The 14,490-nt window shown below is 59.5% G+C and carries 12 protein-coding genes; 9 read left to right on the forward strand and 3 right to left on the reverse strand.

The genetic code is table 11. The features are described from left to right. Positions 1-48: 48 nt before the first annotated feature. Positions 49-1,101: a porin gene (locus ACJ8IP_RS07710; RefSeq protein ID WP_033651859.1), complete on the forward strand. Its 1,053-nt coding sequence runs from the start codon at positions 49-51 to the stop codon at positions 1,099-1,101. A 139-nt stretch (positions 1,102-1,240) separates the two neighbouring features. Here the strand turns inward: ACJ8IP_RS07710 and ACJ8IP_RS07715 are convergent, their stop codons facing one another. Both ACJ8IP_RS07715 and ACJ8IP_RS07720 read right to left on the reverse strand, forming a co-directional pair. Beyond that, the gene (locus ACJ8IP_RS07715; protein ID WP_046687430.1) at positions 1,241-2,185 is read right to left on the reverse strand and encodes an NAD-dependent epimerase/dehydratase family protein; all 945 of its coding nucleotides are present in this window, start codon (positions 2,183-2,185) and stop codon (positions 1,241-1,243) included. A gap of 67 nt (positions 2,186-2,252) precedes the next feature. Continuing rightward, positions 2,253-3,083 carry an alpha/beta fold hydrolase gene (locus tag ACJ8IP_RS07720; protein ID WP_033643735.1) on the reverse strand — a complete coding sequence of 277 codons (831 nt, stop codon included), beginning with the start codon at positions 3,081-3,083 and terminating at the stop codon, positions 2,253-2,255. Between the two features lie 220 nt (positions 3,084-3,303). Here ACJ8IP_RS07720 and ACJ8IP_RS07725 point away from each other — a divergent pair, with 220 nt between their 5' ends. The 8 genes from ACJ8IP_RS07725 (at position 3,304) to ACJ8IP_RS07760 (ending at position 13,324) form a co-directional block, all read left to right on the forward strand. Next, positions 3,304-4,707 carry a coniferyl aldehyde dehydrogenase gene (locus tag ACJ8IP_RS07725; protein ID WP_223524784.1) on the forward strand — a complete coding sequence of 468 codons (1,404 nt, stop codon included), beginning with the start codon at positions 3,304-3,306 and terminating at the stop codon, positions 4,705-4,707. Between the two features lie 259 nt (positions 4,708-4,966). Further along, positions 4,967-7,162 (forward strand): catalase/peroxidase HPI, encoded by a 2,196-nt coding sequence (gene katG, locus ACJ8IP_RS07730; RefSeq protein ID WP_187048194.1) that lies wholly within the window; start codon positions 4,967-4,969, stop codon positions 7,160-7,162. A gap of 188 nt (positions 7,163-7,350) precedes the next feature. After that, positions 7,351-7,932 carry a hypothetical protein gene (locus tag ACJ8IP_RS07735; RefSeq protein ID WP_049866697.1) on the forward strand — a complete coding sequence of 194 codons (582 nt, stop codon included), beginning with the start codon at positions 7,351-7,353 and terminating at the stop codon, positions 7,930-7,932. Then, positions 7,929-8,378: a hypothetical protein gene (locus ACJ8IP_RS07740; RefSeq protein ID WP_164106622.1), complete on the forward strand. Its 450-nt coding sequence runs from the start codon at positions 7,929-7,931 to the stop codon at positions 8,376-8,378. Before ACJ8IP_RS07735 ends, ACJ8IP_RS07740 begins: the two co-directional genes overlap by 4 nt. Further along, positions 8,371-8,730: a DUF805 domain-containing protein gene (locus ACJ8IP_RS07745; protein ID WP_046896410.1), complete on the forward strand. Its 360-nt coding sequence runs from the start codon at positions 8,371-8,373 to the stop codon at positions 8,728-8,730. Before ACJ8IP_RS07740 ends, ACJ8IP_RS07745 begins: the two co-directional genes overlap by 8 nt. A 479-nt stretch (positions 8,731-9,209) precedes the next feature. Then, on the forward strand, positions 9,210-10,109 hold the full coding sequence (locus ACJ8IP_RS07750; protein WP_033651863.1) for a VOC family protein: 900 nt from the start codon (positions 9,210-9,212) through the stop codon (positions 10,107-10,109). A gap of 44 nt (positions 10,110-10,153) precedes the next feature. Continuing rightward, the gene (locus ACJ8IP_RS07755; protein WP_442524354.1) at positions 10,154-11,440 is read left to right on the forward strand and encodes an alginate export family protein; all 1,287 of its coding nucleotides are present in this window, start codon (positions 10,154-10,156) and stop codon (positions 11,438-11,440) included. A 501-nt stretch (positions 11,441-11,941) separates the two neighbouring features. Further along, positions 11,942-13,324, forward strand: a complete 1,383-nt coding sequence (locus ACJ8IP_RS07760) for a serralysin family metalloprotease (protein ID WP_042785007.1) — start codon at positions 11,942-11,944, stop codon at positions 13,322-13,324. A 106-nt stretch (positions 13,325-13,430) separates the two neighbouring features. Here ACJ8IP_RS07760 and ACJ8IP_RS07765 read toward each other — a convergent pair whose 3' ends face one another. After that, a complete protein-coding gene (locus ACJ8IP_RS07765) occupies positions 13,431-14,483 on the reverse strand; it encodes an NAD(P)H-dependent flavin oxidoreductase (protein ID WP_042785008.1) in 1,053 nt (350 codons plus the stop codon). Between the last annotated feature and the right edge of the window lie 7 nt (positions 14,484-14,490).

Genomic DNA, 14,490 nt, shown 5'->3' on the forward strand with positions numbered 1-14,490 from the left:
CCAGGACGGCAAGCCGGCCGGCTTGCCGCGCACAGGGACGGCGTCATCATGATAAAATGCAATCCTCGCGCTTTTTCGGCGAGCCTGTGGCTCCCGCTGCTGGCCCTGTTGCCGCGCAGCGCCTTCGCCGTGCCGCTGACGGTATCGCAACACAGCAGCCTGAATTTCTACGGCACGATTATCGCCAGACGCTACAGCGGCCAAAGCGAACGCGACGACGGCGACCGCAGCTATCTCTATTTCGGCCTGATCGGCAAAAAAAAGATCGCGCCGCGCTGGCGGGCCTACGCCCATTGGGAATATACCGTCAGCTTCGCCGACGCCACCCGAAACAGCACCCGGCTCGCCTACCTCGGCGTGCAGAACGCCGCTCTGGGCAGCCTCGATATCGGCCGCAACTGGGGCGTGCTCTATGATGTGACCGCCCTGACCGATCGCTCCCCGCTGTTCAGAGAAATGGCCTACAACTACATCGACAACTTTATGCGCGGCCGGGCGCACAACCTGCTCACTTACCGCAAACCTTTCAGCCTGTTTCAGCGGCACGCCGCCCTCGCGCTGCAGTATCAGTTCAAAGACGGCGACGATCGACAGGCGCTGGGCAAACAAAACGGCAACGGGTTCGGCGCCTCCTTCCGCTATGCGCTGACGCCGACGCTCAGCCTCATCGCCGCCGCTTCGGCGTCTCAAACCACGCAGCGGCAGCAACGCGCCGCCGGCTATCGTCGGCGCATCGATACGCTGGCCGAGGGGGTTCTCTATGCGTCGAAAAAAATCTATCTCGCGGCCGTGTTCACCCAAAGCGACAACGCCATCAGCCCGCAACAAACCGCTAACCGCGGCTCGGCGTCCAGTTATGAAGCGCTCGCCAAATACCGGCTGACGGACCATATTCAGCCCAACATCGGCTATACCCGTTTGATACAGGCCCGGGCAGGCCGCAACACCGACTTATTGAACTACGAGGAGTTGGGCGTGACCTGGTTGCTCAATAGCAACATGCAGGTGTTTATTAACTATGAATTCAATAACCTTTCTCGGCACGCCCCCGGCGTCGATGCGTCGGACAAACTCGATATGGGCATCAGCTATCACTGGTGACGCGCTGCCGCAGCCAATAAAAAGCCCCGCCCGGTGAAGGGCGAGGCTCGCTCGCGCCGATCGAGACGGTGCGAGAGGATCATGAGGGCAGAGTGATGACAGGGTGCCGAATGCGCCTGCTCATGGCGCGACGGACGCCTCAGCGCGGCGCTTGCGCGTTTTTCCACTCCCGCCAAATCGTTTCCAGCCCGGCGCGATACGTCGTGACGGCGAAGTCGGGAAAACGCTGTTTGAACTTGGTCGAGTCGAACAGGTTATCGTGCTCGTAGCGCGGCAGCAGCTCGCGCATCTCTCGCGCCCCGGACGAAACCAACCCCGCGGCGATCAACGCCCATTTGCCGATAACGGAATATGAAATGTCCTTCCCAAACACCTCGCAGGCCAACGCGGCGAACTGCGCATAGGTGAGCCGCTCGTCGCAGCACGGGAGATGCCACGTCTGGCCGAACGCGTCGGGCGTATTGCCGAGCCGGGCTAACCCACGGCTGGCGTCGGGCGTCCAGATCAGCGTGCGCAGCCTGTCGTCGCGAACCGGCACGCGCGGTTTTTCCCCCGCTTTCAGCCTGTCGACGATCAGCGCATTGGTGAAGCTCTGCGTTTTTCCCGGCCCATAAAACTCGGGCGCACGGCCGATCAGCACGGGGATCTGCTTGCGCTCCATCTCGTCGAGCACCTTCTCGGTCATCAGGGCGCGCACCCGTCCCTTGCGCCCCCGAGGCGCGAACGGCGTCGATTCCGTCTGCGGCTCGCCGTTCTGCGGATACATATAGGTATTGTCGAAATAAACAAAGGGCACGCCCGCGGTACGGCTGGCGTCCAACGCATTCTGCAGCATGGTCGGAAATTGCCGCTCCCACAGCGCCGAATCCGGCGGCAGGCCGGCGGCGAAATACACCACGTCGCTGCCCTTCACCGCCGCCAGGGTCTGCTGTGCATCGAGCAGGTCGGCCGCGACCAGCGTATCGCTGTCGTTGACCTTCCTCGGGTTGCGGCTGACCAATCTTAAATCATCGGTGTACGCGCGCTTCAGTTCACGCGCCAGCTCTTGGGCGATCTGGCCACTGGCGCCCAGGATCGTTTGCATTGGCGTTCCTCATCGCAATGAAAAAAACTCCGCCCACTCAGGGCGGAGCAAAAGTGCTTGTTCGCGCTTAACTGTTCACGAACGCCAGCAGATCGGCGTTGACCTGATCGGCATGGGTGGTCGGTATGCCGTGCGGCGCGCCCTTATAGGTATGGAGCGTGCCGTTTTGCACCAGCTTGGCCGACAGCGCGCCGGAATCCTGATAAGGCACCACCTGGTCGTCGTCGCCGTGGATCACCAGCACCGGAATGGCAATCTTCTTGAGATCTTCGGTGAAATCGGTCTGCGAGAAGGCGACGATGCCGTCATAGTGCGCCTTGGCGCCGCCCATCATGCCCTGCCGCCACCAGTTCCAGATAATGGCCTCCGACGGTTTGGCGCCCGGACGGTTATAGCCGTAGAACGGGCCGGCGGGCACGTCGTAATAGAATTGCGCCCGGTTGGCGGCCAGCTGCGCCTGGAAATCATCGAATACCGATTTTGGGGTGCCCTGCGGGTTACTGTCCGTTTTCACCATCAGCGGCGGCACCGCGCTGATCAGCACCGCTTTGGACACCTTGTCCTCGCCGTGGCGCACGATGTAGCGCACCACCTCGCCGCCGCCGGTCGAGTGGCCCACGTGCATGGCGCCCTGTACGCCGAGGTGTTTTACCACCGCGGCGACATCATCGGCGTAGTGATCCATGTCGTGCCCTTCCCACACCTGGCTGGAGCGGCCGTGGCCGCGGCGATCGTGCGCAACCACGCGGAACCCTTTGTTCACGAAGAACAGCATCTGGGCATCCCAGTCATCGCTGGACAGCGGCCAGCCGTGGTGGAAGTAGATAACCTTGCCGTTTTTTGGGCCCCAATCCTTGTAGAAAATCTCGACGCCATCGCTGGTCGTTACATAACCCATGTCGTTTCTCCCATTTACACTATGGTTAAAAAAGAAGGTTTATACTGCGCACGGCGCCGGGATCTCTGGCTCCCTCATCCCGGTTGGCCGACGATCTTGCGTTGATCGTTTAACGAGTATAGGTTTAAAGTTCACTTTAAGGTCAAACACAATTCGGCAAACCGCATTCCCGCTTTCACTCGGCATCAGGAGAATTCAAGTGCAGGGAGATGACATCCTCATGACGATGGAGCCGCGGCTTGCCGCCCAGCGCCACGCCTTCCTGCGCGACGGCGCGCCGACGATGCAACAGCGCAAGGCCGCCCTGCGCCGCTTGCGGAGCGCCATTCTGGCCCAGCGCGCCGCGCTGGCGGCGGCCGTCAGCGCGGACTTCGGCCACCGTTCGCCTTACGAAACCGACATTCTGGAGATTCTGGTCACCGTTCAGGCGATCGATTACCTGCTACGCAACCTGAAACGCTTCATGAAGCCGGAGCGCCGCCACGTCGCCCTGCCGTATCAGGCCGCACGCGCCTATGTGCAATATCAGCCCAAGGGCGTGATTGGCATCATGGCGCCGTGGAACTACCCGTTTTCGTTGACCTTCATCCCGCTGGCCACCGCCCTGGCCGCCGGCAACCGCGTGATGCTGAAACCTTCGGAGCTCACGCCGCATACCAGCCGCCTCATCGAAACGATGCTGGCGGCGCTGTTTCCCACCGATGAGGTCGCCGTCGTGACCGGCGGGCCGGACGTCGGGGCCAGATTCAGCGAGCTGGCGTTCGACCATCTGGTGTTCACCGGCAGCACGGCGATCGGCCGTCAGGTCATGCAGGCGGCCGGCAAACATCTGGTGCCGTTAACGCTCGAACTGGGCGGTAAAAGCCCTGCCGTCATGGCGCGCGGCGCGGTTAACGCCAGAAACGTCAAGAGCGTGGCGTTCGGCAAGCTGTCGAACGCGGGCCAAACCTGTATCGCGCCCGATTACCTGCTGGTTCATCAGGACGATCTGGCAAGCTTCATGGCGCTCTATGACGCGGCGGTTAAAAGCTTTTATCCCGACGGGCCAACCGGCGACGACTACGGCGCCATCATCAACGACAGGCACTACCACCGCTTGCAAGCGCTGCTTGCCGACGCACAGGCGCGCGGCGCGCAACTCCATCCGGTCGGCCACCGACCGGACTCGGCGTCTGAACGGCCGAACACGCTGGCCCCTACGCTTATCGTCGGCGCCCCCGATGACAGCGCGATCATGCAAGAAGAGATCTTCGGGCCGCTGCTGCCGGTGCGCACCTACGCCGCCTTTGATGAAACGATCGACGTTATCAACGCCGCGCCCCGCCCGCTCGCGCTCTACTACTTCGGCCCGCCGGGCGAGGATCGGGACCGGCTGCTGGCGCGCACCGCCTCCGGCAACGTCAGCATCAACGCCACCCTGCTGCACTTCGCCCAGGACGATCTGCCGTTCGGCGGCATCGGCCCCAGCGGCATGGGAGCCTGTCACGGCATCGAAGGATTTCGGGCGCTGAGCCACGCCAAAGGCGTTTTCATCCAGAGCCGCTGGCGCTTTACCGACCTGCTGCGCGCGCCGTTCGGCAAGCTGGCGGACGCGGTGCTCGCGTTCATGTTGCGGCGCCGATAACGCGGCGCGTTGACTATCAATAGCACACCCATAAATCGCCGCAAGCTATCACAATATTCACTCATTCCTATTTTATCTCTCCGCCGCCGCTGACTAAGCTTAGCCCTATGTCCCCCTTTGCCCGTTGGCGGCGAGGGTGACGTAAATCGATTGAGTTCAGTTATTTAGCGCAACACCCGACGCAAGCCTTACCCACATGCCTTGTTAACCGCTCCACGCCCGGCGGCTGGAGCATCTTTACGGAAGCAGAGAGCGCATTATGACAACTGAAAGCAAATGCCCGTTTTCGGGCGGCAAGCAGCCCGCACCGCAGAACGGCCCCACCAATCAGGATTGGTGGCCTAATCAGCTCAGCCTGAAACCACTGCACCAGCACTCCCCCCTGTCCGATCCGATGGATAAAGACTTCAACTACGCCGATGCCTTCAACAGCCTCGATCTGGCGGCGGTCAAACAGGATCTGCACGCCCTGATGACCGACTCGCAGGAATGGTGGCCGGCGGACTTCGGCCACTACGGCGGCCTGTTCATCCGCATGGCCTGGCACAGCGCCGGCACCTACCGCATCGGCGACGGCCGCGGCGGCGCAGGCGAAGGCCAGCAGCGCTTCGCCCCGCTCAACAGCTGGCCGGACAACGTCAGCCTCGACAAGGCGCGCCGTTTGCTGTGGCCTATCAAGCAGAAATACGGCCGCAACATCTCCTGGGCCGACCTGATTATCCTGACCGGCAACGTGGCGCTGGAATCGATGGGCTTCAAAACCTTCGGCTACGCCGGCGGCCGCGCCGACACTTGGGAGCCGGACGACGTCTACTGGGGCTCTGAGAAGATCTGGCTGGAACTGAGCGGCGGGCCGAACAGCCGCTACTCTGGCGACCGCGATCTGGAAAACCCGCTGGCGGCGGTGCAGATGGGCCTGATTTACGTCAACCCGGAAGGCCCGGACGGCAATCCCGATCCGGTGGCCGCCGCGCGCGACATCCGTGAAACCTTCGCCCGCATGGCGATGAACGACGAAGAAACCGTGGCGCTGATCGCCGGCGGCCACACCTTCGGCAAGACCCACGGCGCCGGCCCGGCGTCTCACGTCGGCGCCGATCCGGAAGCCGCCGGACTGGAAGCGCAGGGCCTCGGCTGGCACAGCACCTTCGGCACCGGCGTCGGCAAAGACGCCATCACCAGCGGCCTGGAAGTCACCTGGACCACCACCCCGACCCAGTGGAACCACGACTTCTTCCGCCACCTGTTCGAATACGAATGGGAGCTGAGCCAAAGCCCGGCCGGCGCGCACCAGTGGGTGGCGAAAGACATCGGTGAAACCATTCCCGACGCCTTCGATCCCAACAAAAAACGCCGCCCAACCATGCTGACCACCGACCTGTCGCTGCGCTTCGATCCGGCCTACGAGAAGATTTCGCGCCGCTTCTATGAGCACCCGGAGGAGCTGGCCGACGCCTTCGCCCGCGCCTGGTTCAAGCTGACCCACCGCGACATGGGGCCGCGCGCGCGCTACCTCGGCCCGGAAGTACCGCAGGAAGCGTTGATTTGGCAGGATCCGATCCCGGCGGTCGATCATCCGCTGATCGATGAGCAGGACATCGCCGCGCTGAAAAACGCCGTGCTGGCTTCCGGCCTGTCGGTGTCGGCGCTGGTCTCCACCGCCTGGGCTTCCGCTTCCAGCTTCCGCGGCTCAGACAAGCGCGGCGGCGCCAACGGCGCGCGCATTCGCCTGGCGCCGCAAAAGGACTGGGCGGTCAACCAACCTGCGCAGCTCGCCGCGACGCTGGCCAAGCTGGAGAGCATCCAACGCGCCTTCAACGATGCACAGACCGGCGGCAAGCGCGTCTCGCTGGCGGACCTGATCGTGCTGGCCGGCGCGGCGGGCGTGGAACAGGCGGCGAAGAACGCCGGTTTCACCCTGACGGTGCCGTTCGCCCCGGGCCGCATGGACGCCTCGCAGGAACAGACCGACGTGGACTCCTTCGAGGCGATGGAGCCGCTCGCCGACGGTTTCCGCAACTTCCTGAAGGGCAAATACCGCGTGCCGGCCGAAACGCTGCTGGTCGACAAGGCGCAGCTGTTGACCCTGACCGCGCCGGAAATGACGGTGCTGATCGGCGGGCTGCGCGTGCTCGGCGCCAACGTCGGCGGCACGCAGCACGGCGTGTTCACCCATCGCCCGCAGGCGCTGACCAACGACTTCTTCGTCAACCTGCTCGACATGGGCACCACCTGGCACCCGGTCGGTGAAGACGGCCTGTTCGAAGGCCGCGATCGCCGCAGCGGCGCGGTTAAATGGACCGGCACCCGCGTCGATCTGGTGTTCGGTTCGCACGCGCAGCTGCGCGCGCTGGCCGAAGTCTACGGCAGCGCCGACGGGCAAGAGAAGTTCGCCCACGACTTCGTCGCCGCCTGGAACAAAGTGATGAACCTCGATCGTTTCGATCTGGCGTAACTTAGCGACAGCACAAAGCCCGCCACGGTAAGTCGGCGGGCTTTTTTATTTGAGGGTAAAAACCGACGACACAACACATAAAAATGACTAACTGATTGATAAAATTTATAACCCCATGATAGGTTAGGCGATTAAATGTATACGAAGACAATTTAAAAATATTAAAAATCAATAAAATAGGAGTAATCATGGACGATATTAATGTTTACGGAGAAACAGGAATATTTATCATTAAAGAACAAATTTTCAGCAAAAATGGACTCCCGTCCATAGGACACTTCTCTCCTTCTGCTGTACAAATCCAGCGCTACGTCTACCAATTGCGTAAGGAACAAGAGGTTTTATGGGAGGGGCGAAAGATCGACTATACACAGCTCGGCATTTGGGAAAAATTTAAGATACTGATGGGCAACGACTTGGTCAGTAGAGACAAACAAGGGGGCAGCACGCTCTATTCACTGGAGTTCGCCGGATTTGAAACAAGAATAACACCTCTGGATGGAGCAAAAGCACCCCTCCCCGAATTTTTAGGAAAGTCCTATAAGATTAACGTACCCACACCTTACATTTATGGCCAAGATCCTATCCCAGAGATGAAGCTCTATGGCAGGAAAGACGTCTCATTCATTATGAGCAACGGTGGACAATCAGCCCCTACTGCAATGGCAAAATACAACAAGACGACCAAGAATCTGATAATGATTCGTACTGAACTAGAAATGAAAAATTTGATGTTATCCTTGAGCAGCGCCAAGGAGCTAAAAAAATGAAGAAAACGATGCTGTTCATTAGTCTGATAGTCATTTATGGTTTTATTGGTTATTTTCTGCACCTCCCAATGGCAAAGCTCTACTTTGCCGGGAAAACATTGTTTGTTTCTGACGTTGCAGCAACGGTCGTTACCCAGTTTAAGGCCGCCGGGATTTTCATTTTGTGCGGTGTCATCATCCTGACGCAGATCGTACTGACAAAAAAATCAAAATCCCTTAGACGATATGCCGTTATCTATAGCACTTGGGTGGGTATCCACTTCGTCTACCTTCTCGTCATCTTGATACTTAAGAGCAAGTTCCTGGAACCTCTCAACAAAATCCCGATGGATGCAATTGCTATTGAACAGTTTAACCTTGCTGGCCCAGCGCTTATTTCTCTGGTTTTAACCTGTTCGTCGCTATGGCTCGTCAACAAGTCAGGACAATCAGCACGCAATGTCTAAACAACCGAGAATCCTGAATAGTCTACTCAACTGTTACAAAAAGACCTTCACCTACTCAGGCCGCGAAAGCCGTGGGCCTTACTCAATGCTGCTTTTGTGCCAGCACGTTTGGTTTCTGCTTTATCTCGCTGTTATCGCCAGCAAGATGAATGAGATTTCCATTTTCGCGCTTGCAGCGTTTTTGCTGCCTATGCTAGCGGCCAATGTGCGCCGTTTGCACGATGCGGGTTACTCCGGTGGTTGGTGCCTGACCTGGTTCTGCTTCACACCCTATGTGATGCTGATCTTCGCGCTGTTCCTTCCCGCAAAGAACCTCAACAACCCTTACGACGATCGCCCAAACCTGGCGTAAGCCCCCTCAACGGCCTGCTTCGGCGAGCCCTGTCAGGCGCCGCGATATTCTCTTTTCCCGCTTATTCGTATTTACTCAACAAGTCATATAAAAATTTGATGGGCGGCAATTCTTTTAATGCTGTATTTATATTTAGAGGGCAATGAAGAGCGTAAACTCACATCGTTAATGCGATATATCCCATCAAGGAGATGACCGTTATGGATTATCCTCGATACACCTCAACACGCGGCGAGGCGGGTCTCATCATCGCCGTCCCTTAGCGGCAGCGGGTTTGGCCGGCAAAGGCGCCCCATCGTTTTACGCCATAAAAATAGATGTTATGCACCTGCGCGATATTCGCCTGGGCGCCTGACGTTCGCCCTTCGTTAATGTTTCACGGCGCGCATTGCGCTTTTCGTTTTTATTTTTCAGCCGACGGGAAAGCTCATGGGAAATTACGCTTCACTCAGGAAAATAACCGCTACCTGGAGGTCAACATGCAACATATTATCGGCATTTCTTCTCGTCGGCTGAGGATATCGGCCCTTGCGCTGCTGCTCCCGGCGATGTCATGGGCGGCCGATACGGCGTCTGTCGCCGTAGGGCCGCAGTATGACACCACCCATGTCTACGTCGAACGCGGCAAGATGGATGCCTTTGTCGACAGCATCCTGAAAACCTTCGGCGGCACCAGCACCGAACGCGTGCTGGTCAACGTCACGCCCACGCCCAGCGAAACCTACTCCCAGCTGATACTGACGCCGGCCGGCAGCTTCTCGGTGTTCGATTTCAAAACGCCGATCCCGCATCCGTTTGGCGCTGAGCGCAACGGTTTTCTGGTCAGGGATATGGACGCCGCCATTCGGCAAGCCAAGGCCGCCGGCGCCGATGTGCAGGTCGAACCCTTCGACGATCCGATTGGCCGCGACGCGGTGATCCAGTGGCCCGGCGGCGTCAACATGCAGCTTTATTGGCACACCAAAGCGCCCAACTACAAGCCGCTGCTGAGCGTGCCGGAAAACCGCCTGTACCTCTCCGCCTATCGCGTCGACGACTTCCTGAACAGCTATCGGGCATTCTCGCACGCCAAGGTGGCGAGCGACGCGCAAGTCAGCGATGCGGCGATCGGCCGTAACGGCAACGGCAAGATCCGCCAGATCGAACTGGACTCCCGCTTCGGCAAAACGCGCATTTTCGTCACCGACGGGCATCTGCCTTATCCGTTCGGCCATGAGCGCACCGGCTATGGCGTCGACGATCTGTCGGCCACGTTGGCCAAAGCGACGGCCAGCGGCGCGCAGGTGCTGTGGCGTTCGACGGCGGCGGAACGCCGCGCCTCGGCGCTGGTGAGTTTCCCCGGCGGCTATATCGCAGAAATTCACCAGACGGCTAAATAAACCCAAGGCGCGCTGCGGCGCGCTTTTTTCTTCGGATATCCATGATGAAACGCACGCTACCCGCACTGTTGCTGTTCTCCACGCTCCCCGCGCTGGCGGCGGAGCCCGCCGCTTCCCCCTGGAAAAACATCCCGTTGGGCGATGCGGCCACGTTGTCTTTCGACGGTTCACTGCGCGAGCGCTATGAATGGACGGATCAGCGGGATCTGAACGGCGGACGCGACGACACCTTCATGCAGCGCTTGCTGGTTGGCGCGCGCCTCGACTACGGCGACTATGTCGGCGCCTATGTGCAGGTGGGATCGTCGCTGGCCACGCCGCGCGACCGCGGGCGCAAGCCGACCGACGAAGATCATGCCTACCTCGGCCAGGGCTATGTGGATATGAAACTGCCCACCGCCTACGGCCTCGGCACCCTGCGGATCGGCCGCCAGGAGATTGCGCTGGGCTCGCTGCACCTGCTGGGCACCCGCGACGGGCCCAACGTACGCCGCTCCTTCGACGCTATCCGCGCCAGCTGGGTCAAGGACAAAAACCGCCTCGACGCCTTTATCGGCCACCCCATTACGCTCAAAACCGGCAGTTTCGACGACGATACCGACAACAGCCAAAAGGTATGGGGGCTGTACGGCACCACACCGCTGACGCCGCTGGCTTCCTCGCTCGATCTTTATACCTTCGGCTTTGAAGATAACGACGCCCACTACACGCAGCTCAGCGGGCAAGAGCGGCGCTACACCGTCGGCGCGCGCATTTTCGGCGCGGCGCAGGGCTTCGACTGGGACAATGAGGCCGCCTGGCAGTTCGGCAGCGCGGAACAGCGCAACATCCGCGCCTGGTCGGCGTCGGCGCACGCCGGCTATACGGCGAACGGCTGGCGCTGGCGGCCGCGCTTCGGCGGCAAGATTGGCATCGCCAGCGGCGATAAAAACGGTCACGACGGACAACTCAATACCTTTAACGCCATGTATCCCAAGCTGCCCTACCTGACCGAGAACGGGCTGGTGGCGCCGGCGAACCTGATCGCCATCCATCCTTCGGTCACGATCACGCCGTGGCAAACCCTGTCCATCGACTTCAGCTGGGACGCGCTATGGCGGCAACGCCGCGAGGATGCCTTCTACCTCGGCCCGATGCGCCCGGTGAAAGGCAGCGCGCAGGGCTCGCGCTTTATCGGCAACCAGTATCAGGTCGAAACAACCTGGACACCGCGCAGCGATCTTCAGTTCAAGGTGGCCTATGTTTACTTCGACGTCAGCAACAGCCTGCAGCACCATGCCGGGCTGAAAAGCATGAACTTCGTCCTGGCGCAGGGCACCTACAGTTTTTAAGCATCAGGCAAGTTAATCGGTGTACGCGGGCGCCCTCAATAATCCCGTATCCGATTAATGACGACAGCCGGCGTGCGGCCGCCTCTATGCGTTACGGCAATGGCAGCTACTCACCGCATTTCACAGATAAAAAGCTGGAAAAGCAGAAAGATAAATCAGCGACGCAAACGACGCGCGCCGATTACAGAGAAATATTAAATAAAGATTTAATTCCAACGAGTTATTTAAACACGTCTTTTACTCATATCTTATGTAAAAGATTCATATAAGAATAACTCATTAATAAAATAATTGTGTTTATACTGCTTTAACTCAATCACAGTGCACAATTAATTCCTCACCGTGATTAATGATAAGGATATATTCCGCTTGAACGCAATATTCAAGCCAGACCAAGGAGGCAAGCCAATGATATCACTTTAATTACCCCTGATTTTCAAACCTGTGTACGAGCATATAGAGCGTTAGGTGCAATATTGTCAACGTCCAAAGGAGTTTGATATGTCATTAGCGACCGATAAAATTTCCGATTATTTAACCCATTATGAAAGAGGCGATCACGCGGGGAACAGTAAACCGTCATATACCACGCAAGAGGTTTCAGATCTGCTGCTGAGGAGCCATTATTCCGCCAATGGCAAAGGCGTGACCGACCATGCGGCTACCTTGACCTACTCTTTCCCCGTCTATACGGGCAGCGACAAGACGGGCGCCGCGCAGCTTACCGCCGCCCAGCAAGCCCAAACCAAGCTTTCATTGCAATCCTGGTCGGATGTGGCCAACATCACGTTCACCGAGGTTAAAGGCAACGACGCGAAAAATGCAGATATAAAGTTTGGTTTTTATAAGGCGGCCAGCGGGGGCAATTACACCTCGTATGAAAGTACGCAGAGCAATCTCAAAAGCACCATTTGGATCAGCGGCAATAACGGCTACGACGCCTCCAATCCGCAAACCAATAATTACGCCAGGGATACACTCACCCATGAAATAGGGCATGCGTTGGGGCTTTCTCATCCCGGCAATTATGATGCGTCAAATGCCACCTACCCCACCTACGCCAACTCGGCGAAGTATTATGAAGACGACCATCAATATTCTTTGATGAGCTATTTTAACGAACAATACACCAGCGCTGACTATAAAGGCGTTTGGCCATCGGGGCCGCAGCTGGATGATATTACCGCCATACAGAAGCTTTACGGCGCGAATACCACCACGCGCACCGGCGATACCACCTATGGTTTCAACTCGAATACGGACAGAGACTTTTTGAGCGTTAAGGCGTCCACGGACAAAATCGTGGCGGCTATCTGGGATGCCGGCGGCAATGACACGCTGGATTTTTCAGGCTACAGCCAGGATCAGCGCATCAACATTAACGAAGGCGCATTCTCTGATGTAGGCGGCTTGAAGGCGAATATCGCCATCGCCTACGGCGCGCAGATTGAAAATATCATCGGCGGCAGCGGCGCCGACATTCTTGTGGGCAACGCGCTGAACAATACGTTAAAAGGCGGTGCAGGCAACGACATCATTTACGGTGCCGGCGGCGCCGATCAGCTCTGGGGCAATGCAGGCGCGGACACCTTCGTCTTCCGCGAAGCCGGCGACAGCCAAGCCGCCGCGCCGGATTGGATCCGCGATTTCCAGACGGCGGTGGATAAAATCGACCTGTCGTGGCTCAACCAGACGGCTAAGGCCGAAGGGAGCGAATTGCACTTCGTGGATAGTTTAAGCGGCTCGTTGTATGAAGCGGCGCTGAATTATGACGCGCAGCAGAATGTCACCGATCTGGCCATCAATCTCTCCGGCAATCAATTGCCTGATTTCCTTGTCAAAATCGTTGGGCATGTCGACGCTTCCGCCGATATTCTCGTCTAGCCAAGGCAAACCCGCAGTCCGGCCTTCACGCCGGACTGTTTATCTCTCTCAGGCCTCACCCCGGCGTCTTTTTACATTGCCACAGCAATAAATCGCGCCGACGAGGTCACACCGCTTCCAGCTCCGCCGCCAGCGTGGCGACCAGCTCCGCCGCCGGCATCGGCCGCGCCAGGCCTACGCCCTGCCCGGCCCACAGCGACATAAACTCCGCGCGTCCGGCCTTGGCCGCCGCCTGGCGAATATCGCCGGTGAGCGCGTTCTGCACCGGATAAGGCAGGATCTGCGCCTCTTCCGCGCGCATCTGCCGCATGAAATCATTGACGATGCCGCGCGCCGGGCGGCCGCTGAAGGCGCGCGTCAAGCGCGTGCTGTCATCGCCGGCGTTGCGCAGCGCCGCTCGCCAGGCTTCGGCGATGCCCGACTCCGGGCTGCACAGAAACGCGGTGCCCAGCTGCGCCGCCTGCGCGCCCAGCAATTGTGCCGCCGCGATGCCGCGCCCGTTCATGATGCCGCCTGCGGCAATCGCCGGGATCTTCACCGCCGCCACCACCTGCGGCAACAGGGCCATCAGGCCGACGCAGGACTGTTCGATATCGCCAAGGAAGGTCGGGCGATGCCCCCCCGCCTCCGCGCCCGAGACGCAGACGAAGTCGGCGCCCGCCTCTTCCCAGGCGCGGGCTTCCGCCACCGTGGTGGCGGTGCCGATCACCCGCGAGCCGGCCTTCTTGAACTGCGTGACCGTGGCGCGCGGCAGCACGCCGAAGGTGAAGCTGACCACCGGCGGCGCAGCCTCCAGCAGGGCCGCGATCTGGTCGCGGTTGTTTTCGGCGAATTGGGCCGGCATGGGCGGCTCGCTCAGCCCCAGCGCTTCGCGGAACGGCCGCAGCAGGTGCTGGGCGCGCTTGAGCTCGGCGAGATCCGGGTGCTGCTCATCGAGCAGAAACAGATTGATGTTGAACGGCGCGGCGGTCTGCGCGCGGATCTGCTGCACGCGCTCGAGGATCACCGCCGGGGAAAACAGCGCCGCCGCGCACGATCCCAGCGCCCCGGCGTTGCTCACCGCCACCGCCAGCGCCGGCGGCGACGCGCCGTTCATCGGCCCCTGAACGATCGGATAGCGCAGCCCAAGCTCGCGGGCAAAAGCAGAAGGTGCCGTCATCAATATG

The sequence above is a fragment of the Serratia sp. CY52157 genome, assembly GCF_052168495.1.
Lineage (GTDB): Bacteria > Pseudomonadota > Gammaproteobacteria > Enterobacterales > Enterobacteriaceae > Serratia > Serratia ureilytica.